This window comes from Vibrio sp. ABH4_348 (genome assembly GCF_056159765.1).
In genome coordinates, this window is sequence record NZ_JBSWVW010000001.1 from 1,441,133 (window position 1) to 1,464,285 (window position 23,153).

Consider the following 23,153-nt stretch of genomic DNA (forward strand, 5'->3'; position numbering starts at 1 on the left):
TATCTATGTAAGAGAGCTTAATACTTGTTGTTTGTCACTTAAGTAGTTGCTTAGTCCATTGGCTCTAAGATCACAGGCCGGGCAATCACCGCAGCCCTCTCCCACGATACCGTTATAACAAGTTAATGTATGCTGTTTGACCAACTCAAGTGCTCCTAGAGAATCCGCCAACGCCCAGGTCTGTGCCTTGTCTAACCACATCAAAGGGGTTTCGATTTTTAACTTTCGATCCATTCCCTGCTCTAATGCACTATTCATTGCTTTTACAAAAGAATCTCTGCAGTCTGGGTATCCTGAGAAGTCAGTTTCACAGACACCTGTAATGACTGAATCCGCTCCAACTTGATACGCATAAATGCCTGCCAATGTTAGGAACAGAATATTGCGTCCAGGAACAAATGAATTTGGCAGTCCATTTTCTTGTAGCTCGTGGGATACTTCAATATCGTCTCTGGTTAGTGAACTAATTGCCAACTCGTTGAGTAGCGTCACATCCATAACCTTGTGAGCGGCAACACCTAACTGATCAGCCAATGACTTTGCCACTTCAATTTCTTGGCGATGACGTTGCCCATAATCAAAGGTAATGGCATGAACTTCCTCATAGTTTTGAAGAGCTTGAACTAAACACGTTGTGGAGTCTTGACCACCACTAAATACTACAACCGCTTTTGACATGATCACTCCTAGGCAATATTGAGATATTTGTGAGTTTGAACTGATAAACGCCAGTTATTTTTGATGCAGTGCGTCATACATAACTCTGTGGCTCGCTTTTTCTGGCTAATTGGTTGTAAGGCAACTGATACTGAAGACTGATGTTGCTTTCTGCCTAATAAAGCATGCAAGCTATCAATATCTTTCTCTGTTCCAACTGGATGCTTAATCTCATTTGCCCTTTGCAGAGCTTGGTCCAATATTTCCTTCTTGCCCTTCATCGCCACTTTTGGTGACACCGTCACCCAACTATCATCCGAAACCACCACTAAACTTGTACCACTGGTTTCAATTTGACAACGACAGCCCAGCTTTTCAAATGCGTGCGTCAACGGAATCAAATTGTAGTCACAAGGCTCACCCCCCGTGATCACGATGTGTTTTGCAGAATAGCCCTGCTGTTGATACATGAAAACGATGTCATCGGCGGATGCAGAACACCATTTAGGATCGTCTGATTGCTTGACGATAATCTCTCCAAAGGTCTGTTCGCCTTTCGAATCGATTTCCCACGTTTGTTTGGTATCACACCAAGCACACCCGACTTGGCATCCTTGCAAACGAATGAAAACCGAAGGTACACCTGTGAACACACCCTCACCTTGTATGGTTTCAAACATTTCATTTACTTTATACAAGTTACCGCCTCAATACTGGGAGAAAGAAAATGGACGCCGACCATAAATAACCCGCAGCAAAAGATCAACCTCTTCCTATACAAAGTAGGCTATGCCAGTATGGAAGTAGACATTTAACCTATTGGATTAACGAAAAATGTATCAACTTCTTGCCATCGACATGGATGGCACTTTGCTCACGTCGGACAAGCAATTAACTCAACGAACTATAGAAGCTGTTCAAGAGGCAAAAGCTAAGGGTGTCAAAGTAGTGTTGGCCTCCGGCAGGCCGTTTGTTGGCATGAAGCCCTACTTAGATCAGTTGGGAATCTGTGGCGAGAACGAATATGTAATCAGCTTTAATGGTTCAATTGCTTATCAGCTTTCTGATATGTCACCTATTTATCAAGCGACACTCAATGGCAAAGCGGCCAAAGAAGTACTAAATGTCGCAACGTCTATTGGCCTGCATTTTCATGCTTTTAGCGAGAAGCTGGGTGCAATCACACCGAAAATGAACCCTTATACCTACAAAGAGACCTTAGTGAACAAAATAGAGGTTATTGAGGTCGATTTTTCTGAGCTAGACGACGAACACCCAATAATTAAAACATTAGCAGTAGGAGAACCGTCAGACGTTACTGCGGCTCGTTTAAAGGTTCCCAATGAAATGCACGAGAAATACGCTATTGTGCAAAGTGCACCTTACTTTTTGGAGTTCTTAAATCCTAATGCGAGCAAAGGAAACGCGTTAGCAAAAGTATGTCAAATGCTCGATATTGATTCAGACAAAGTCATTGCTTTTGGTGATGCGCAAAATGATAACTCTATGCTTAAATTTGCAGGTTTAGGAGTTGCCATGGGTAATGCCATGGAAGAAACCAAACAGGTTGCAAACCTAATAGCGGAAAGCAATAACGATGACGGTGTTGCAAAGATCATTGAAGGTTACGTTTTGTAACCTAGTTTTTTCATTTAATGTCAGGCATCGAGTTAACTCGCTGCCTGACACAAATTTGTTTACTTGGTTTCGCTTAGACTCTTTAGACGCGTAGTGCTTAGCGTAAAAATGATCAGTGGGTATAGCGATACCATCACCAACAAAGACCACAAACCACTAAATGACACCAAATAGGCAATCAGTTGGCTCATCCCGAACACTGCCAACGTTGCGACAATCGCGGTTGAAGATATGGTCAGTTTCTCAGTTTGATTCTTAACTGGCAAAAACAATCTAAGCGCCGCCAATGTCACCAGCACGGCCAACCAAACCATGAAATCTGGCTCCGGCCAAATCACTACCAATACCACTGATATAATCGCAACCGCCACCCAAGTTCCTAAACCAGAAACAACTTTGAACAAATCAAGTTCCGATTTTTTAGCTAAACGGGAAAAATGCCAAGCCACTAAGCTGCCAATAAACAAACCGGCGACCAGATCAATAATGTAAGCCGCCCCTAATAGATACGCACTCGCGCTATACAAAGACACTAACACCAGTGCCACAAGGTTAAACTTGTGTTGCCAGCGGTTATCAACGATAGGTTTAAGCATCCAATAAAACGCGATAATCACACCGATTATAATGTTCGGAAAACTAAAAGCAGCTAAATCCTCGTAACCCGCTTGAGGAATGAATGCCGTCGGAGACGGCCACAGAAGCCCTTTTTGCGCTATCAAGCTTAATAAACTAACACTTACTGTGGCTAGTATAGTCTTATCCATCTCGTGTAAACCGTATTTAACACCAACAAAAGCGATAACAGCTACTAATAGAAATGGCGTAAACAAGTGGTAAACAACAAGAGCTTTCGTTTTAAAGGCTTCAAAGGCTTCTGCGCCCAGTACAGAGAACAGTGTTTGATTCACACTTAATAGCAGCTCTAGCTCCGATTTTTGAATCGGCGAGTGCTGTGCATCGATTAAATGGGGTTGCAGCACAACATCCTGGCTTGGTATTTGTTGAAAAAGCTCAAGAATTTTGGGCCATGACTCACTATAGCGATAGTCTTTTGGATTAAGAAAATCAGGTTCTAACAAGGTGGCCGAGTGGGACTCAACACCGTAATGTGGTGCGAACCACATCGGGATGCTCCATCCATTAAACTGGTTGTTAGCGTCAATCGCGACAATCTCAGATTGAGATACACATTCGAATACTTCAGAACGGTCTACTCGTCCAAGAGAACGGACCGCCTCTACCACTAATCCCGTTTCTTCCCAGGTTTCACGAACTGCTGTTTGGGCGTGACTCTCTCCCGTTTTAATCCCTCCACCAGGTAATGAAAGTTTGTCTGTCATTACCTCATGAAATAGCACAATTCGGTTTTGTGCTTTGATCAAACATAAAGCGCCTTTGATCGATGGCTCGGTAGTGTTTGCTGACACTAGTAAGGGAAACAAGCTTAATAGACAAGCCAAGATTCGAGTAGTTAGTTTTGACATAGATATACTGAGTTAAATAGGCTTACGAAGCCAATTGATGTGATGAGAAAAACCTGAGCTTTGATACAATGCCATGGCACTTGGGTTGTCTTGCCACACCTCAACAAATAGTTGTTTTGCGCCACATTCTTTAAGACGAGACTCAATTTCACTTATTAGAGCTTTGGCAATTCCAAGCTGACGATATTCCGGTACTACATAGAGCTCATCAATACTGCCCATCAAAATCGCTTTTGAAACAGTCGAGTTCAGTTCACAAAAGTGCCCCGTTATAAAGCCGACAATTCTGTTTTCCTGCCGAGCGCACAACACCAAGCATTCTGGTGTATCTAAATAACGAGAGATACTTTTTAGTGTTTCGATGTCCGCAGCGGATTTAAAAAGATCTGGAGACAAAGCATGATGTTCATCATGTAATTCAAACATCATCGAGTTGAGCTGTTGCAAGTCACGCTGAGTCGCTGAAGTGATGGAACAAATTGACATAGACAAACCAGTTAGGTAGATGCCAGTATCTTACCCTCAAACCATACTGTGTTGTGAACTTTTGTTAGGTAACGCCTCATTGCTCTCACATTGTTTGCGCTGCGACAAAAACGAGCAAAGCAACCCACCAATGATTGCTTTGCTATAAATGATGACCTGACTGTCTGTGAATTAGTCGTTGAGCAACGCAGCTTCGAGCTCGTTCAGGCTCGCCGCATCGTCTATTGTGGAAGGTACAATGTAGTCTTCTCCATCAGCTATCTGTTTAATGACTCGGCGTAGAATTTTGCCCGAGCGAGTTTTGGGCAGACGATCAACGACAATAGCTTGTTTAAAGCAAGCAACGGCGCCTATTTCCTCCCTTACTTTTGTCACTAACTCCTTTTCGAGCTCGCTGTCTTCAACAGATACGCCATCTTTTAACACAACAAAGCCAAGCGGTAACTGCCCTTTAAGCTCATCGTGAATGCCAACAACCGCACATTCTGCAACCGCTTCATGGCCACCCACCACTTCTTCCATTTCACCTGTGGATAAGCGATGACCTGCCACATTAATCACATCGTCTATTCGCCCCATGATGAACAAATAGCCGTCTTCATCAAAATAGCCGCCATCGCCAGACACATAGTAACCCGGAAATTGCGTTAGATAGCCCGATTCAAACCTTTCGTGATTGCGCCAAATTGTCGGTAAACAACTCGGCGGGAGCGGTCTCTTAATGGCAACAAAACCCTGTGTTAGCAGGCTATTTTTTTCACCCATTTCGTTTAGAATTTCGACTTGATAGCCCGGCAACGGCTTGGTCGCTGAACCCGGTTTAACGCGCATTTTTTCAAGTCCTGTCGGATTGCCGGCTATCGCCCAGCCCGTTTCGGTTTGCCACCAGTGGTCAATCACGGGCTTACCAGTTTTCTCGGTCACCCACTCAAGTGTTGGTGGGTCTAAGCGTTCACCAGCCATGAAAATTTGTTTTACACTACTCAAATCGTATTGCCTGATGAAGGCTCCATCGGGATCTTCTTTTTTGATGGCTCGAAACGCTGTTGGTGCTGAAAACAATACATTGACTTTGTGCTCTTCACACACCCGCCAAAATGCACCTGGATCTGGTGTTTTCACTGGCTTGCCTTCGAATAAGACCGAAGTACAACCATAAATTAAAGGCGCATAGACGATATAAGAATGCCCCACCACCCAACCCACATCCGATGCAGCCCAAAACACACCATCTTTTGGCATGTCATAAACCACTTGCATTGAGTAGTACATCGCCACAGCATGACTACCATTTTCACGGACCACTCCTTTTGGTTTTCCCGTGGTACCAGAGGTATACAAAATATACAAAGGATCCGTGCTGGCTACTGGTACACAATCATGTGGCTGTGCTGATCTTAGTTCTTGTTGCCAATCATAATCGCGTTCTGGATTGAGCTGCGCAATTTGTTGTTCACGCTGCCAAACCAACACAGAATCGGGTTTCCACCGACTCTCTGTTATCGCTTGGTCAACAATGGGTTTGTATGCCAACACTTTGTCCACTTCCACACCACAAGACGCAGTGAGTACCACTTTAGGTTCAGCATCTTCTATCCGAACTGATAACTCGTTAGGGGCGAAGCCACCAAATACAACGGAATGAATCGCGCCGAGCCGTGCACAGGCCAACATACCAATTACTGCTTGGGGGATCATGGGCATATAAATAATAACCCGATCACCCTTGCCAACACCATGTGCTGCTAACATACCAGCCGCGGCGGCCACTTCATCTCGTAGTTCGCCGTAAGTAAAACGCTGTTTGGTGTTGGTCACCGGCGAATCGTAAATCAAGGCTGTATTATTTTCTCGGCCTTGATTGCAATGAAAGTCTAATGCGAGCCAAGCAGTGTTCATTACCCCGTCTGGAAACCAACGTTCAATGCCATTGCTATCCGATTGAAGTCCAACTTGCGGCGCCTTAAACCAATCAATCGATTTTGCCTGATGTAACCAGTAGCCTTGAGGATCATTGGCCGCTTGGTCGTACTCAGTTTGGTAATGAGACATTGCTCACCTCCCGCTAGTTGATAACGAACAAATCCATAAACTCATTGACTGGCAAAGAGTTAAGTTGTTTAGGTGCTTTACAAACATTGAAAATATGCTCAGCTTTGTGGCTTGGGAATCGAGTCTGTAAACTACGCATAAACTTGTTTTCCAGAACTGGAATACCTTCTTCTCGACGTCGTCGATGGCCAATCGGATATTCGACTTCCACTTTGTCAGTGTTGGTACCATCATTGAAAAACACTTGGATCGCATTGGCTATCGAACGTTTGTCTGACTCTAAGTACTCTCTTGAGTATCTGGAATCTTCAACGATGTGCATTTTTTCTCTTAGCTCATCAATCAATGGATTGGAGGTGTGGAAATCATCTTCATAATGCTCGGCAACGAGATCCCCGAAAATAAGAGGCACAGCGACCATATACTGTAAACAGTGGTCACGGTCAGCTGGATTGGCTAACTCACCTTGCTTGGAAATAATTCGAATCGCAGATTCATGTGTGGTTATTTCGATGCGTTCAATGTCATTGAGTCTGTCTTTGATTTGCGAATGTAACTTTACGGCGCACTCAACCGCAGTCTGAGCATGAAACTCGGCAGGGAAAGAGATCTTGAACAAAATGTTTTCCATCACGTAACTTGAAAACTCTTGTTTCAGTTGGAATGCTTCGCCGTTAAACAGAACATCGTAGTAACCCCACTTGGGTGCGCTCAACACTGTTGGGATACCCATCTCACCTTTCATGGAAATCATTGCCAGTCTAACCGCACGAGAGGTCGCATCTCCTGCTGCCCATGATTTTCTGGATCCCGCGTTTGGCGCATGGCGATAGGTACGCAACGCACATCCGTCGACCCAAGCTTGAGACACCGCGTCGATGACTTGTTGCTTGCTGCCTCCTAGCATATGAGTAACTACAGCGGTTGAAGCAACGCGGACCAGCAACACATGGTCTAAGCCCACTCGGTTGTAACTGTTCTCTAACGCCAATACTCCCTGAATTTCATGGGCTTTAACCATGGCTACCAGCACATCTTGCATGGTTAACGGTGGTTTTCCTTGTGAAACTGCTACTCGGCTCAAGTAGTCAGCTGTGGCTAGGATACCGCCCAAGTTATCTGACGGATGTCCCCACTCTGCCGCGAGCCAAGTATCATTAAAGTCAAGCCAGCGAATAATACATCCAATGTTAAATGCTGCAGTTACTGGGTCTAACTCGTGAGATGTTCCGGGCACTCTAGCGCCATTGACAACTGTGGTCCCCGGAACTATGGGGCCTAAGTGCTTAGTACATTCAGGAAACCTCAGTGCCAGTAACCCACAACCTAGCGTGTCCATTAAACAATTTCGCGCCGTATCCAAGGCTTCTTCTGACGTGATGGACCCATCACAAACGTACTCTGCAATTTTGATTAACAGCGCATCCGGCGCTTGACGTTGATTGAATTCGACGTTTTGACTCATGGTAACTTCCTTATCTTTTGTCTATTGGCAACCAATCTTGGTGCTCAGGCCCGATGTAATCGGCACTCGGTCTAATAATTCGATTGTTGGCGCGTTGCTCATAAATGTGTGCAGCCCAGCCAGTCAATCGACTCATAACAAAGATCGGAGTGAACAACTTGGTGGGTATACCCATATAGTGATAAGCGGACGCATGAAAAAAATCGGCATTACAGAACAGGTTTTTTTCGCGCTTCATTACCGATTCAACCCGCTCTGATACTCGATAAAGTGAATCGTCATTTTGAGAGAGTGACAGCTCCTTTGACCACTGTTTTATCAGGGCATTTCGTGGGTCACTGGTTCGGTAAACTGCATGACCAAACCCCATGATTTTTTCTTTGTTGGCGAGCTTTTCTAAGATCTTTTGCTCTGCCTCATCAGGTGTCTTCCAATCTTTAATCATATCCATCGCCGCTTCATTCGCCCCGCCATGTAAGGGTCCGCGAAGCGTCCCAATGGCTGACGCAATACAGGAATGGATGTCGGATAACGTGGACGCGCACACCCTAGCGGCAAACGTTGAAGCATTAAACTCATGCTCTGCATAAAGGATCAGCGAGCAGTGCATCACTTTTCGGTGTAACTCTGACGGTGTATTGCCAGTAAGCAGTTTTAGGAAATAGCCACCCGTCGTTTTTTCATCATTGTCTTGCGTCTCAATTCGAATCCCTTCATGACTAAATCGATACCAGTAGCAAATAATGGCTGGGAACAATGCCAACATGCGCTCAGTCACATCGAGTTGCTGTGAAAAGCTCTGTTCCTGTTCCAAGTTGCCTAATACCGAGCATCCCGTTCGCATGACATCCATTGGATGAGCGCTAGACGGAATCAACTCCAGTGCTTGCTTTAATGCTTGAGGGAGACCGCGCTGTTTAATCAGCCTATCGGTAAAATCGAACAATTCAGTTTGGTTTGGAAGAGTGCCGTGTAGCAGTAAATAGGCAACTTCTTCAAACGTCGCATGCGTTGCGAGATCGGTGATGTCGTAACCACGATATGTCAGTCCAGTGCCAGACTTACCGACGGTACACAACGCCGTTTCACCAGCACTTTGCCCGCGAAGGCCTGCGCCGCTGAGAGCTTGGGTAGTCATAATTGACCTCCTTTTGGCTGATTCCTGTGCTCTCTTTGGAGCTATTATGAAAAAATCAGCATTCACGTTATTGGATATAGCTTTTTTGTTTTACTGAGATTCGTTATTTGCTCTCAAAAAGAGAGTCTAATTTTTGTTCGTAGTCGTGATAATTTAGATAGTTGTACAGCTCGCTTCTTGTCTGCATCGAATCGAGGAGTTGAGTCTGATCACCAACTCGCAGTAAATGTTGATAGACATTTTCGGCTGCCTTATTCATTGCTCTAAACGCAGAGAGCGGATATAGCACCATATCCACGCCGCACTCAGACAATTCCGTTGTATTGTATAAAGGGGTTTGACCAAACTCGGTAATATTGGCGAGCACTGGAATGGTCCGACCAAATTCTGATTTGAGGGCGAGACTAAATGCTCTGTATTGGTTCAACTGATTCATTGCTTCTGGAAAAATCATGTCGGCACCTGCGTTAACACAGGCAATGGCTCGCTCGATTGCGCTATCAATACCTTCAACCGCCAGTGCATCGGTTCTTGCCATAATCACAAAGTCTGGATCGAGTCTCGCGTCTATCGCTGCTTTAATTCGATCCACCATTTCAGTTTGACTGACTATTGCTTTATTTGGCCTGTGCCCACAGCGTTTTTGAGCAACCTGGTCTTCTATATGTACTGCTGCTACACCCACTTTTTCCATTGCTTTGATGGTTCTCGCAATATTGAACGCGCCACCAAAACCGGTATCGATATCAACAAGCAAGGGAAGTTCACTAGCATTGGTTATTCGTTCAGCATCAGCCACCACATCATTCAACGAAGTCATACCAAGGTCAGGTAGACCATACGAAGCATTAGCGACTCCAGCCCCAGATAAATAAAGAGCTTTGTGGCCAATTTGTTCTGCCATCATGGCACAATACGCATTGACCGCTCCTACTATCTGTAGTGGCTTGTTTTGCTCGATCGCCGCTCTAAACTTTGCGCCCTGAGAGTTTGTTATTGCCATGGTATTTATGCTCCGTTTAGTTGTCTTGCTGATGATCTTGAATACTAGTTTCAATTAGCTTTCTACTACCTGAGATATGTCTGCGCATCAGCATTTCCGCAAGCTCTTCATCTCGATTTGCAATTGCTTGTAAAATAAATTTGTGTTCTTGCAGTGCATTGACAGGCCTAGAGTGAGAAGTCGGAGATTGATATCGGTACATTCTTAGTAGGTGATAGAGTTCCCCACACAGCACTCTGAACAAGTGCTGATTTCGGCTTGCTTTTATGATTCTGTAGTGAAAATCGAAGTCACCGTGTTGGTGGAAATAGGATTCACCGTCTACCTTATCAACGTGTTTTGAATGTGTTTCTAGTAGGTTGTTTAGTTCTTCGACTTCGCTATCAGATATATTTCTAGCCGCGCAACGTGCCGCCATCCCCTCTAGCGCTTCTCTGACTGCGTAGAGTTCAGTTAACTTCTCTTTACTTAACGAAACGACTCTTGCGCCAACGTGAGGTATGCGTTCGATCAATCCCAACCCTTCGATTCTCATAATCGCTTCGCGCAAAGGACCACGGCTGACGGAAAAACGTTTAGATAACTCAGGTTCAGAAATCTTTTCGCCCGCGCCCATTTGACCGCTCACGATAGCCTCTACCAGCTGTTCAGTAATTCCCTGTGATTTTGTTGTTTCCGGTGTGGTAACTTGTAAAACGTCTTGACTCATATTGTCGACACTTACCCAATCAATGCTTAATAAATAACCTTTAATAAGCTTACTATAGACCACATTGTCGACAATTAGACTTAGGTAGCATCTTTTACTTGAAGTTTTATAGATAAAAAAAGCCAACCGAAAAGGTTGGCAAGTTAAGGTAAGGTGAAACTCTTTGTCTCCGTGACTAGAGAAAAACTACACTTCGCTGGGCAGGGTGATTCGTTTATGGCCAACCACAATGCGATGTTGTTCGTGCATTGCTTTAAGTTTGGCTTTTCTCTCTTCAGCGCTTAAATCACCGTGATATTCTTCAATCATTCCTTGTAGCATTGACTTCAACTGACTAGATTGTTGTTGAGCTTGCTGGCAGACTTCTTTAGTCGCACGTATTTTCGCTCGTGCATCTTGGTAAATTTGGCTCATGCGTGAACTTCTCCCTGTTTTTGTGAAGTAAGCTGATAAACATTAATGCGGTTGAGTGTGCAATCTGGCAGAAATACCAAATCACCATGAACGTGAAGTAAATACGGCATCCAAAGCTGTCCTTTGCTTGGATCTGCTCCAAAGCCGTTGAAGCTGGTTACGAACTGCCCATCTGTATCAAATATTTTGATGGCTCTATTAACCAGGTCTGAAACAAACAGCCTGTTGTCTTGGTATTCGATACTGGTCGGTAAAAAGAAGTTATCGTTATCAACGCCATAACCCGCTTTACCAAAACTTTGAATCCACTTTCCTTTACTGCTCAGCTTAACAATTCGGTTGTTAGCTTGGTCAGAAACATAAATATTGCCAAGCTCATCCACGGCTAAGTCAGTTGGAGTATCAAACTGATTTTTGCCGTGTCCAAGTTTTCCGTAGTTGGCTAAATGGACTCCTTGACCAAACTCGTCAAGCTTCCACCTTGAGATCCGGTTATTGGCTGAATCGGCAATCAAAATATCGTTGGTCAGCGGGCACACAGTTATACCCTGTGGGTTATGCAGCTCAGTTTTTCCTCTTCCCATGTCCGCAAAAACTGAGTACGGGACTAGTTCGTCAATTAACGTATCATATTGATAAATAGTGACAATTCCAGTTAGATAATTAGTCACCAAAAGCAAAGGTAGTTGAGGAGCAATGCATCCCGGGAGCGCGTGTTTTGGTTGATAACGACAGACACCCAGTGAGCCCGGAAGCAGAGGTAGACTGTTGGGTTCTGCTGCAAACTCACTCGCGCGATCAGCCGATTGCATTTGAAAGTTTCCAGAATCGACTAACCACAATAGCTCTTTCGGATTTTCAGGAGAATCTTGAAATAGAATACGTAGCCACGATTGCTGCCAGCGCTGCATCCATTCAAGCTGCGTTGTTACCGCCATTTGACTCCAAGTACTCAAATGATGGGGAACCATTTTTTCTAGTAGATTCCATTGATGGTTAACGTTATCCAGTAATTTTTGATGATAGTCGACCACAGGATGCTGATTTGTTGGTTTGGACCAGCCACTAACTTGCCCCGCTGCTGAAGTGACAAAATGAAATTGCCCTTCTCCATCGCGTTCATCACCAATCACTTGGTCGACTTCAGCGAAGTTTAAATTATCTTTAGATAAATCTTTCCAATTAAAGCGATGCACCTGTAATTGAGCTAAGAAGGGCTCTGTGACTAGCCATTCGGAGTTCTCGCGCCCTTTGGTTATCTGCACGGGTGCGAACACGCCTCCCAGATAGCCTGCTAAATCGCCATTGGAATCATAAACCCCTATTTGATTGTCTCTTGCGCCGGGTACCAATACTTTGTCGTCGATAACGGCTACGCCACGAGCCAATTTGATACCTTCAATGCAAGGTGAACCATTGGCAAAGTTTATTGGATTCCCTTCCCAATCGCAGCGCACGATGTTCGAACATCCCGTGTTGGCAATATACAAGTTTCCAGCGGAATCCGTGTCAACGCCTTGCGGCCACAAAAATTTCTGCGGATTGTCGTCACCGACATGATGGATTTCACGAAGTATTTCACCATCTTCTGAGAAAATTACCAGTCGACTAGCCCCTTCATCACCTTCATAAAATTCATCGGCAACGCAGAGTTTTCCATCGTGAAACGCTAAACCATTTGGCCCTTTCAAATTGACAGGGTCTCCATGACCAAATGACTTGAGCGCGACAATATCTAGACCTTGATCGTATTCTAAAATTTGAACTCGAGTATTAGCTATATCACTAACATACATCCAGTTTTCAGTGGGATGCGGAAGAAGACGAAATGGCATGTTGAACTCACCCAAACCAGATCCGGTTTGTCCAAAACTCGCAATAATGTTTTTCAAGTCATTATCAAAAATCAAAATGCGGTTGTTGGCCGTATCTGCAAGCCAAATATTGCCATAATGATCGATGGCATTTCCAACTGGGGTGTTGAGCGTAATTCCACTATTGATGGTACGTGGCAAACGGCCGACCTGATGTTCAACAGAACCGATGAATGTTCGAAACTCGAGCTCCATTTCCAATCTCCTTGAGGTAAGTCTTTTGAAAATAGCAGCGCTAGTTTGGGTTTTTGGGCTATTTGCTAGCCCAAAACATGATTTGTGATTTAGTGAACAAGAATGACCAACAGTGCTGTCAATCTTATTAATCTAAGTTGAAGTGTATTATTTAGGCTTGTTCCGATAATACCTCGTCTTTCATCGTATTCTGCTTACTATCCCAGTTTTCGACTTTGGTATAGAGCGCAATCATCACAACACAAGCAAGAATACACAAAGACCATAGCCAATTAGGGTTCCACGTTTGCAGCATCACACCACCCACCAAAGGTGCTAGAGCAAATCCGAGTGAATAAACAGTAGAAGCACCGAAGTAAGAGCCACGTAAATGATCAGGTGCGACTTTATCAATTTGCACACTCAATGTTGGGAATGCAATCACCTCCCCAATCGCAATAACAAAACAGCTCAGTACCCACCCGGCTACCCAGTTTTCTGGAGTAATCAGAAAACCTGTCAACCCAATTGTCATCAATAACATTCCAATTTGTGTTCTTTTAAACAAAGGGAATCGCTCCATCAATTTGAGAAGCGGAAACTGGAAGATAATTATGGTCAAGGTATTTACGATTACGAGTGCAGCGATGAGTTTCGCAGCATACTCAATGTCAGTTCGAATCAATACTTGCGGTAGCGATGATTCTAACTGGCCGTATATAAACATCATCAACAAGTTAGCCACGACCAGTAAACGGAATATTTTGTCGCGAGCGATGACTTTCATAGTGCCACGAAAATTAGGTAGTTCCGCTGAACTGGCATCTTTGCTTTTTTCAGGCCATTTTATAAAACACACCCAAAACCAAACCATAAACATCAGATACACGAACCCAGTAGCAATGAACAGTAACTGAGGCTTGGATAACGCCAATGTTATCCCGATGAGCGGCCCAATTGCCCCGCCAAGATTGATCAAAAAGTAGCGAATGTTCAGTGCGAGTTCTCTATCTTGAGAGTCCGTTAGATTGTCACCAATGAGTGCTTTAGTTGGCGACTCGATCATGGCTCGCATCAAACCACAAATATTTATAAAAACCGCAAACTGCCATAATTCAGCGGAAATACCTATCCCAGTATAACCAATTGACGCTAACAACGCGCCTAGAATAATCATCCATTTCCGACCCAGTTTGTCCGATAGATAGCCGGCAAACAAACCCGCAATTACGCCAACAACGGCAGAGCCAGCCAACATAGCGCCGACTTCGATTTCTGAAGCACCATAATCGCGATACAAAAAGACAATGAGAAATGGCCAGGCCATAAAATAACTGGTTCGTGCGACCAGTGTTCCAATGAGAGCGCTCCAAATAATTGGGTTAAAACGACTTAACCTCTCCCTTTTAAACAAGCTTTCTACCTTTTGTTCCATCTTGGCTCCCTACTACTTAGAATCAACGTCATAGTAAGCCGCTTATCTCGAAACAAAAAGACACAAATTCTTATAAGTTTGTAAGTACAGCTTATAGTGTTTCCAATATTGGCAAAGGATAGTTATATAAACCGAATTAGCTTTGAATTAGCGGGTTTCTTAACGAAAGAAATGAAAAAGGCCGCAGATATGCGGCCTTAAAAGAGATTGTCTGTACTTACGACTTAGGGTCAATCGCTTCTTGCAGACCGTCACCTAAGAAGTTAATAGTGATTACGGTAAACAACACCATTAGACCTGGGTATACCGCTGCCATTGGGTAGCTCCACATCGCTTCACGGGCGGTTTGAAGCATGTTACCCCATGACGGTGTTGGTGGGTTGATACCAAAACCTAGGAAACTCAACGCACTTTCCGTCAAGATTGCACCACCGATACCTAGCGTTGTTGCAGTAATAACTGGTGCAATTACGTTAGGCACGATATGACGTAGCATGATGAAAGTATGACTAGCACCATAACCAATCGCGGCTTGCACGTATTCACGATGTTTGACTGATAGCGTGTTTGAACGAACCAAACGCGCTGCAAACGGCCAACCAAGCATAGAAAGAACAAATACAAGGCGGTAAATACTAAACTCATCAGAGCGAACCAACTCTTCAGAAAAGCCCAACTTAGTCATGTCGATACTTTGAATAAGGATCAAAAGCATGATGCTTGGCAAACTGATGATGAAGTCAGCTGTACGCATGATAAAGGCATCAACCTTACCACCGTAATAACCCGCCATTACACCGAGTAACGTACCGATCAACGAAGTAGTCAGTGCTGCCATGAAAGCAAACGTTAGTGAAACTTGGCCACCAAGCAATAGACGAGTAAAAATGTCACGACCTAGTTCATCGGTTCCCAGTACGTGTTCATCCGTTGGCCCTTCAAAACGACCAAACAAATCATCTTCGAAAGGATCGACACCCATCCAATCAGCAATAATGTTGGCACCAAAACACACAATGGTCAGCACCACCAAGAATGCCAAAGATACCATTGCTAATTTATGGCGAGACAGACGCTGCCAGACTTGTACCCATGGATTCTGGCTACGGTTTGCAATATAGCTCATTATTTGCCCCCCTTAGTCAAATCAATACGTGGGTCTACTTTCGAATAAAGAATGTCCGCAATAAAGTTCATTACAAGAATGGCAACGGTTGCCACCATGAAACAAAGCATTGCAACGTTGTAGTCGTTACCGCTGATAGAATCTACAGTAAGCTTACCTATACCCGGCCAGCTGAAAATAGTTTCGGTTAGCACCGCGCCACTCATTAGAGTCGCAACATCCATCGCTAGTACAGTTATCATCGGTAGCATGCCGTTTTTCAAACAATGTTTGAAAAGCACACGTTTCGAAGATGCACCTTTAGCCTTTGCAGTTCGCACAAAATCTTGACGGAATACTTCCAACATACTTGAACGCATAAAACGCGAAATAGAGGCAATAGAAAGCAGCGTCAGACTCAAAATAGGCAGAATCATATAACGCAGTTTTTCAAAGCCTTCCGCGCCTTCAGCAGCGCCCGTGCCACCTGCAGGGAAGATTGGGATCATTACTGAGAACACCATGATCAACATCAGTGCAAGCCACGCCGCTGGTGTGGACAAGAACACATAAGTTAAACCTGAGATGATGTAGTCCGTCGCTTTGTTTTGTTTTACCGCACAGATAATACCTACTGGTAAGGCAATCAAAATTGATAAAACTGTACCCGAGCCTACGAGTAGCAATGTATTTTTCATTGCATCCCACAGTACGTCGATTGCAGGCTGAGAGAACATACGCGAGTAGCCAAGTTCACCTTGCAACGCGTCACCGAGCCACAAAAAGTAGCGAACGTAGACTGGCTTATCTAAGCCGTGTTCAGCTTTTAAGCGGGCAATGTCTTCACTAGTGATATCTGGGTTATCTTGAACCAGCATATCAATAGGGTCACCCGGCATTAAGCCCATTAGGTTGTACGCAGCAAATGACGCTAGAAAAAGTACTAGCAGCATTTGAAGCAGACGAGAAAATAAAAATCGTTTCATTGCTCAAATCCTCAGTACTTATTTCGTTGCATTGCGGCGACGCGCGTTACCAATGTCCGGCACGGCATTTAGCAGCTCACGACTGTATTCGTGCTGCGGATTGGCGAAGAAGTCATCACGAGATGCTTGCTCAACAATCTCACCGTGTTTCACTACGACAACTTCATCAGCTAAGTGGTAAACCACCGCCATGTCGTGACTAATGAAGAAAAACGCGATTCCGTGTTCTTCCTGAAGGTCTTTAAACAAGTTAAGGATCTGAGATTGAACTGATACATCAAGCGCTGACAATGGTTCATCCGCTATGATCAACTCGGGCTTAAGCATAAGCGCACGAGCAATTGCAATACGTTGACGTTGACCACCGGAGAACTCGTGCGGGTACTTGGTCAATACATCTTCATGCATCCCAACCCACTCAAGAACTTCTAGCGCGCGTGCTCGTTGCGATTCCTTGTTACCAATTTTGTTTACCTTCATTGGTTCAACCAAAGAAGCCAAAATAGGCATTCTTGGGTTCAATGCGGAATACGGGTCTTGGAAAACAAAGCCGATTTTTTCGCGCAGCGGGCGCTGAGCTTTAAATGGCAGGCTCGTAATCTCAGTTCCGTTAAGAATGATTTCACCAGAATCAGGCTGCATTAACATACCAACCATGCGACCTAGTGTTGACTTACCAGAACCAGACTCACCTACTACGGCAAGAGTTTTGCCAGCTTCTAGGTTTAGTGACACGTTTTTAGTCACGTGCAGATACTGTGGCTTGTCACCAAAGATCGAACCTGGATCAAGCAAAAACGACTTGTTCAGGTTTTTAATTTGAAGCATTGCCATTACTTAGCGCCTCCTTCACGTTCTAGGTTGCGCTGTTTCGCACGCTCTACATAACTGTCGTAAAGCTCTGGACAGCGATCGCGGAACGTATAGTTTGGTCCACGCATATCTAGAGGAGGAACACTTCCTGGGATAGCCGGTAGGCGTTTTACATCAACGCCAACACGAGGGATCGTATCCATCAACGCTTGAGTGTAAGGATGCTGAGGGTTGTCAAAGATTTCGTTTACGTCTGCACACTCGACGACTTGGCCAGCGTACATAACCATAACTCGGTCTGAAATCTGAGATACGACACCAAGTGAGTGACTGATAAATTGAATCGCTGTTCCCGTGGTTTCACGTAACTCCTCAAGCAAGTCCAATACTTGGGCCTGAACAGTTACGTCAAGTGCCGTTGTAGGCTCATCTGCAATTAGCAGCTTTGGCTTACAAGCCAATGCCATTGCAATCATCACACGTTGACGCATACCACCAGATAGTTCGTGTGGATAGGCTTTTGCTCGTTTTTCCGGATACGGAATATGAACTTGCTTAAGCATATCGATAGCGCGGTCCATTGCATCTTTTTTGTTCATGCCTTCGTGAATGATGAACATTTCTGCAACTTGGTCGCCCACGGTCACTACCGGATTCAAAGCTGTCATTGGCTCCTGGAAGATCATGCCAATGCCTTCACCACGAATTTTTTGGTAGTGCTTCTCTGGAAGCCCGACAAGATTTTGTCCCATAAAGGCAATCTCACCAGACAGTTTAAGTTTTTTGTCTAACAAGCCCATCACAGACAGGGAAGTTAGCGATTTACCACAACCTGATTCACCCACGATACCGAGGATTTCACCAGATTTGATTTGATAACTGATGTTGTTCACAGCAAGGTGTGGCCCGTAGGCCACACACATGTCGCGAACATCAAGAATAATTTCACTCATAATGTTCTTTTAAAACGTGTTTCGCTTATTTGCGGAACCAGTTCTCTGCTGCAAAAGTTGAACCGAACTGATGACCTGTTGGCTCTAGACCACCCAACCAAGTTGGTAGTAGGAATGGTGAAGAACGGTAGTAAAGTGGCAATGCTGGAAGGTCAGCAGCGTAAAGCTCCTGAAGTTCTGCCCAAAGCTTCTTACGCTCTTCAAAGTTTAGTTCTACGCTGATCGCGTCGATTAAACGGTCCATTTCTGGGTTGCTGTAGCCAAGGTAGTTCTGACCAGACCAGCCGTTGTCAGCTGTTGGGATACTGGTTGAGTGAAGTGTTGTTTTTGGCACATTCTCTGGCGAGCTAACCCATGCGAACATCGCTAGGCCTTTGTGCTGACGCTGAGTTAGTGTAGTACCGAAGTAAACACGTGCAGGCTGGTTGTTGATTTCAGCCTTGATACCAATCTTCTTCCACTGACCTTGAGCAAATTGCTGTACAAGCTCACGAGTTTTGTTACCAGCAGTTGTCATGAATTCAAGCTCTAGAGGCTTGCCATCTTTCATTTGAACGCCGTTAACAAGCTCATAGCCCGCTTCTTTCAACAATTCTTTAGCACGTTTTGGATTGTATTCGTACTGCTGAACTTGGTCAGTGTAGATAGCATCTAGTTGTGAAATGTTTGTAGTTGCTACTGGGTTATGGCCTTCAAATAGCTTTTCTGTAATCAGCTTACGATCCAAGCCGTACATGATAGCCTGACGTACACGAATATCAGCTAGGTGCTCGTTTTCAAGCTGAAGGTCTAGGTGCTCGTAGATTGCTGAAGGTACAATTTGAATGTTGTACTTCTCGCCAAACTTCTTCTTAAATTGAAGAGCTTGGTCAAGAGTTAGACCTAATTCACCTGGAATCATGTCTACGTCACCAGATAGCAGATTCGCTTGAAGCGCTTGAGTATCTGATACGATTTTCAACGTTACTTCTTCGAAGTAAGGCTTCTTACCAGGCCAATGTGGATTATTGGTAAGTTTTACAAACTGACCTTGCTTAAGATCACTCACTAAGAATGGAGAGTGGTAAAGACCTGCAGTAGTAGGGTCTGTCACGTACTTAGAGTTTAAGTGGTATTCAGCAGGATTAGCTTTGTAGATTTCTTGCTCAATGTGACGAGGTAACAAATCAGGGATGAAGGTGTTTGCACCGTTGTAGCTGAAGTTAGTCTCGTTTACGTACACTTCTAGAGTACGGTCATTGATAACATTGATTTTTTCGATTTTCTTACGAGTAGTAAGCTGAGAGTTACCTTGCACTGCAGGGTCAGTTACTACGTCGTACCAGAAAAGTGCATCTTCCGTTGTAACCGGAGTACCGTCACCCCAAGTCAAACCTTCACGGAAGGTAACTGTCATTTTGATGCCTTGCTTAGACTCGCCTTCTTTAGCGTTTGGACGGTCAACAATTTCTGCTAGACCATTTTCCAACGTTGGCAGTTCTTCACAAAGGTAACAAACTAGGTTCCAGTCTGCGTCGTAACCTACTGTGTCACGGTGTGCAAAACCCAGTGTGTATGACTTTGCAGTCATCGAGTTAATTTCTGGGTGCAACGTCGACGGATACTGAGTGATACCGATCGTAAGAGACTTATCTTCAGCAGCTTGTGCTGCACCTGTCATACATGCGCCTGCGGCAACCATCGCCAAGGCAAATTTGTTCAATTTCATTTTATTTCTTCCTTTTATTAAATAAGTTGCACTCATTCTTTGAAGTCCATCCAAGAAGTACAGCTTAATTCCTTGTGCTGGGACAACTGCTCAACACATAAATGCAACAAGTTGAAATATCCTTGAGGCAAAAACGCTGCGATCATCTACGCATTATTACAAATAAACAAGTATTTTTTTTTTGCTTTCTATATTAGCTCTCACTATTGAAATCTATGTCCTAACAATTTGTAATAATTAATAGGATGTTGAACTAAAAAACAACACAACAAAAAGTTAACATATCAATATCATACGTTGGTTTTTTAATCAGTTATTACGTGGCTTAAATGCAAGTTACATTAAGAATTTGATACAAAATCTCGGAATATGAACCAACATTGATTTAAAACAACTATGTAATTCTTTCTTCATTAACCTGAATAAGAATTCAAATAACGCGAATAGAAGTAAATGAATACAATTGTACTAACTGGGTTTGAACCCTTCGGTGGTAGTGACGTTAACCCCTCATGGCTGGTAGCAAAAGCCCTCGACGGTTGGCAGCCTGAACCAAACTGGCAGGTGAAAAGTTACCTTTTACCTTGTTCTTTTGGATTGAGCCAAAAGGAAATTGAGCAGATTTCCAATCAAGTTAACCCATCAATTTTTATTTGTTTAGGGCAGGCATCTGGACGAAGTAAAATATCAATAGAAAAGGTTGCGATAAATTATGACGACGCAAGAATACCAGACAATTCTGGTAATCAGCCGACAGATAAACAAGTAATAACTGACGGACCGGACGCGTATTTCACGACGTTACCAATAAAGTCCATCGTAAAAAAATTGATTGATAATAACTTCCCCGCTGAATTATCTCTCTCCGCTGGAAGTTATGTCTGTAATCATGTTTTTTATACAACTCAAAACTTATTACTAAATAAAAATGTGAAATCAGGATTTATTCACATTCCTAATATTCCTCAGCAATCTTTAAATAACAACTTGCCATCAATGCCGCTCGATTTCATTTGTGATGCTATAAAACTCGCTATTATTGAAACCATCAATACCTCGGAAGACATTTCGACCCCGATGGGTAAAACAGAATAAAATTCAATAACTTACAATAACTTCAACATGTCGAATTAGGTGGGACACTTAGATCTATGTGTCCTCCTAATACTGTTTTACACTCAATATAAGCATTCTTTTTCTGCATACCGATTATTCTTGATTTTCATACTATTGTTATTACCATCAATAACAGTAAAACACAAAAAACCATGTAATCGCTTTCATTTCCGATTTAATAACCAGTTATTAATATTTAAATCAAAATTAAAGACTAACTAGTGATAACTTTATAGTTTTTTGTCTCATGAAACCAAAGTCCAACCGATTACATTCTATCGCTTTTTATGTGGTACAAAAAAAGCAGGCGAATCGCCTGCTCTAATGTAAAAGTTTTACAAGTTAACTAAGTTGTTCTCGCTTAACCAGGTAGTCTTCGTAATTTCCGCGGAAATCAATCACTTTATTATCTCGAATTTCCCAAATACGAGTTGCCAACGAAGAGACAAATTGTCTATCGTGGGATACAAAAAACAACGTGCCTTGGTATTGCTCTAACGCGAGGTTCAATGACTCGATGGATTCCATATCCATATGGTTGGTTGGTTCGTCAAGCAGCAATATGTTGTGCTTGTGCATCATGAGTTTACCAAACAGCATTCTCCCCTGCTCTCCACCAGAAATCACTTTCACTGACTTCTTGATATCATTTTGAGAAAACAGCATACGTCCGAGGTAACTTCTGATAACTTGTTCGTCGTCTCCTTCCTGTTGCCATTGAGACATCCAATCAAACAAATTCATCTCGTTAGCAAAGTCTTCGGCATGGTCTTGGGCGTAGTAGCCAATGTTTGCATTTTCAGACCACTTCACGCCACCTTGCTTCTCCGCCAAGCGACCAGCAAGCGTATGAAGCAGAGTCGTTTTACCCACACCATTCTCGCCAATGATAGCGATACGCTCACCAACTTCGACAATCGCATCTAACTCACTGAACAAAATTTCATCGTATCCTTGGCTAAGATCAGTGATTTCCAGTGCATTTCGGAAAAGCGGCTTTTCTTGTTCAAAACGAATAAACGGATTCTGGCGGCTTGACGCTTTCACTTCGCTCAGTTGAATCTTGTCAATTTGCTTTGCTCTGGATGTAGCTTGTTTCGCTTTGGATGCGTTTGCAGAAAAGCGAGAAACAAATTGCTGTAAATCAGCAATTTGTGCTTTTTTCTTTGCGTTGTCTGCCAATAAACGTTCGCGAGCTTGTGTCGCTGCAAGCATATACTCGTCGTAGTTGCCTGCATATACGTTCAATTCGCCATAATCAATGTCAGCCATGTGGGTACAAACGGAATTGAGAAAGTGGCGGTCGTGCGAGATGATGATCATGGTGCAATCACGTTGATTCAACGTGTCTTCAAGCCATTTAATCGTATAGATATCCAAGTTGTTGGTCGGCTCATCCAGTAACATGATGTCCGGTTCCGCAAATAAAACTTGAGCAAGCAACACACGGAGCTTCCATCCCGGAGCGATTTCCGACATTAATCCGTAATGTTGCTCAGTGGGAATACCAACACCAAGCAATAGTTCGCCCGCTTTCGCTTCCGCGGAATAGCCGTCCATTTCAGCAAATTGCGTTTCTAAGTCAGCAACCTTCATTCCGTCTTCTTCTGACATTTCAGGAAGCGCATAGATTCTGTCACGCTCTTTTTTGACATCCCACAGTGCCTTATGACCCATTATCACAGTGTCAACAACAGAAAATTCTTCGTATCCAAATTGATCCTGATTCAACTTGGCGATTCGTTCATTTGGATCGGTTGAGACGTTTCCAGACGTTGGCTCTAGCTCTCCACCCAGTATTTTCATGAAGGTTGATTTTCCACAACCATTGGCACCGATTAATCCGTATCGATTACCGCCACCAAACTTAACGGAAATATTCTCAAAAAGTGGTTTATCACCAAACTGCATGGTGATATTGCTAGAAGTTAACATCACAA

General features: G+C 43.7%; 20 protein-coding genes. 2 read left to right on the forward strand and 18 right to left on the reverse strand.

Going from position 1 to position 23,153, the window contains the following annotated elements; all coding sequences use genetic code 11:
- Positions 1 to 3 precede the first annotated feature (3 nt).
- Both queC and queE read right to left on the reverse strand, forming a co-directional pair.
- Positions 4 to 678 (reverse strand): 7-cyano-7-deazaguanine synthase QueC, encoded by a 675-nt coding sequence (gene queC / locus ACXAFJ_RS06455; protein WP_475322228.1) that lies wholly within the window; start codon positions 676 to 678, stop codon positions 4 to 6.
- Positions 679 to 686: 8 nt separating this feature from the next.
- Positions 687 to 1,337, reverse strand: a complete 651-nt coding sequence (queE, locus tag ACXAFJ_RS06460; protein WP_475322229.1) for a 7-carboxy-7-deazaguanine synthase QueE — start codon at positions 1,335 to 1,337, stop codon at positions 687 to 689.
- 154 nt (positions 1,338 to 1,491) lie between these two features.
- Here queE and ACXAFJ_RS06465 point away from each other — a divergent pair, with 154 nt between their 5' ends.
- On the forward strand, positions 1,492 to 2,295 hold the full coding sequence (locus ACXAFJ_RS06465) for a Cof-type HAD-IIB family hydrolase (RefSeq protein WP_475322231.1): 804 nt from the start codon (positions 1,492 to 1,494) through the stop codon (positions 2,293 to 2,295).
- A gap of 59 nt (positions 2,296 to 2,354) precedes the next feature.
- Here ACXAFJ_RS06465 and ACXAFJ_RS06470 read toward each other — a convergent pair whose 3' ends face one another.
- The 15 genes from ACXAFJ_RS06470 to ACXAFJ_RS06540 all read right to left on the reverse strand — a co-directional run bounded on the left by ACXAFJ_RS06470 (position 2,355) and on the right by ACXAFJ_RS06540 (position 20,097).
- Positions 2,355 to 3,782: an NUDIX hydrolase gene (locus ACXAFJ_RS06470; RefSeq protein WP_475322232.1), complete on the reverse strand. Its 1,428-nt coding sequence runs from the start codon at positions 3,780 to 3,782 to the stop codon at positions 2,355 to 2,357.
- Positions 3,783 to 3,794: 12 nt separating this feature from the next.
- Positions 3,795 to 4,268 carry a GNAT family N-acetyltransferase gene (locus ACXAFJ_RS06475; protein ID WP_475322234.1) on the reverse strand — a complete coding sequence of 158 codons (474 nt, stop codon included), beginning with the start codon at positions 4,266 to 4,268 and terminating at the stop codon, positions 3,795 to 3,797.
- 171 nt (positions 4,269 to 4,439) lie between these two features.
- Positions 4,440 to 6,320, reverse strand: coding sequence for a propionyl-CoA synthetase (locus tag ACXAFJ_RS06480; RefSeq protein WP_475322235.1), 1,881 nt, complete (start codon positions 6,318 to 6,320; stop codon positions 4,440 to 4,442).
- Positions 6,321 to 6,333: 13 nt separating this feature from the next.
- Positions 6,334 to 7,785 carry a bifunctional 2-methylcitrate dehydratase/aconitate hydratase gene (locus ACXAFJ_RS06485; RefSeq protein WP_475322237.1) on the reverse strand — a complete coding sequence of 484 codons (1,452 nt, stop codon included), beginning with the start codon at positions 7,783 to 7,785 and terminating at the stop codon, positions 6,334 to 6,336.
- 10 nt (positions 7,786 to 7,795) lie between these two features.
- Positions 7,796 to 8,923 carry a bifunctional 2-methylcitrate synthase/citrate synthase gene (gene prpC / locus ACXAFJ_RS06490; protein WP_475322239.1) on the reverse strand — a complete coding sequence of 376 codons (1,128 nt, stop codon included), beginning with the start codon at positions 8,921 to 8,923 and terminating at the stop codon, positions 7,796 to 7,798.
- A 103-nt stretch (positions 8,924 to 9,026) separates the two neighbouring features.
- Complete coding sequence (gene prpB / locus ACXAFJ_RS06495) at positions 9,027 to 9,920, reverse strand: methylisocitrate lyase (RefSeq protein ID WP_475324074.1); 894 nt, start codon at positions 9,918 to 9,920, stop codon at positions 9,027 to 9,029.
- A gap of 22 nt (positions 9,921 to 9,942) precedes the next feature.
- On the reverse strand, positions 9,943 to 10,635 hold the full coding sequence (locus ACXAFJ_RS06500) for a GntR family transcriptional regulator (protein ID WP_475322241.1): 693 nt from the start codon (positions 10,633 to 10,635) through the stop codon (positions 9,943 to 9,945).
- A 186-nt stretch (positions 10,636 to 10,821) separates the two neighbouring features.
- Positions 10,822 to 11,049, reverse strand: coding sequence for a hypothetical protein (locus ACXAFJ_RS06505; RefSeq protein WP_475322242.1), 228 nt, complete (start codon positions 11,047 to 11,049; stop codon positions 10,822 to 10,824).
- Positions 11,046 to 13,118: an NHL repeat-containing protein gene (locus tag ACXAFJ_RS06510; RefSeq protein ID WP_475322243.1), complete on the reverse strand. Its 2,073-nt coding sequence runs from the start codon at positions 13,116 to 13,118 to the stop codon at positions 11,046 to 11,048. The genes ACXAFJ_RS06505 and ACXAFJ_RS06510 overlap by 4 nt, the downstream gene beginning before the upstream one ends.
- A gap of 151 nt (positions 13,119 to 13,269) precedes the next feature.
- Positions 13,270 to 14,532, reverse strand: a complete 1,263-nt coding sequence (locus tag ACXAFJ_RS06515) for an MDR family MFS transporter (RefSeq protein WP_475322245.1) — start codon at positions 14,530 to 14,532, stop codon at positions 13,270 to 13,272.
- Between the two features lie 217 nt (positions 14,533 to 14,749).
- Complete coding sequence (locus ACXAFJ_RS06520; protein ID WP_475322247.1) at positions 14,750 to 15,658, reverse strand: ABC transporter permease; 909 nt, start codon at positions 15,656 to 15,658, stop codon at positions 14,750 to 14,752.
- Positions 15,658 to 16,623, reverse strand: a complete 966-nt coding sequence (locus ACXAFJ_RS06525; RefSeq protein ID WP_475322249.1) for an ABC transporter permease — start codon at positions 16,621 to 16,623, stop codon at positions 15,658 to 15,660. The genes ACXAFJ_RS06520 and ACXAFJ_RS06525 overlap by 1 nt, the downstream gene beginning before the upstream one ends.
- Positions 16,624 to 16,641: 18 nt before the next feature.
- Positions 16,642 to 17,457 (reverse strand): ATP-binding cassette domain-containing protein, encoded by an 816-nt coding sequence (locus tag ACXAFJ_RS06530; RefSeq protein ID WP_475322251.1) that lies wholly within the window; start codon positions 17,455 to 17,457, stop codon positions 16,642 to 16,644.
- Positions 17,457 to 18,389, reverse strand: a complete 933-nt coding sequence (locus tag ACXAFJ_RS06535; protein WP_475322253.1) for an ABC transporter ATP-binding protein — start codon at positions 18,387 to 18,389, stop codon at positions 17,457 to 17,459. Before ACXAFJ_RS06535 ends, ACXAFJ_RS06530 begins: the two co-directional genes overlap by 1 nt.
- A 25-nt stretch (positions 18,390 to 18,414) precedes the next feature.
- Positions 18,415 to 20,097 (reverse strand): peptide ABC transporter substrate-binding protein, encoded by a 1,683-nt coding sequence (locus tag ACXAFJ_RS06540; RefSeq protein ID WP_475322255.1) that lies wholly within the window; start codon positions 20,095 to 20,097, stop codon positions 18,415 to 18,417.
- Between the two features lie 453 nt (positions 20,098 to 20,550).
- Between ACXAFJ_RS06540 and pcp the strand changes: the two genes are divergently transcribed.
- Complete coding sequence (gene pcp, locus ACXAFJ_RS06545; RefSeq protein ID WP_475322256.1) at positions 20,551 to 21,192, forward strand: pyroglutamyl-peptidase I; 642 nt, start codon at positions 20,551 to 20,553, stop codon at positions 21,190 to 21,192.
- A 363-nt stretch (positions 21,193 to 21,555) separates the two neighbouring features.
- Here the strand turns inward: pcp and ACXAFJ_RS06550 are convergent, their stop codons facing one another.
- Positions 21,556 to 23,148: an ABC-F family ATPase gene (locus tag ACXAFJ_RS06550; RefSeq protein WP_475322257.1), complete on the reverse strand. Its 1,593-nt coding sequence runs from the start codon at positions 23,146 to 23,148 to the stop codon at positions 21,556 to 21,558.
- Positions 23,149 to 23,153 lie beyond the last annotated feature (5 nt).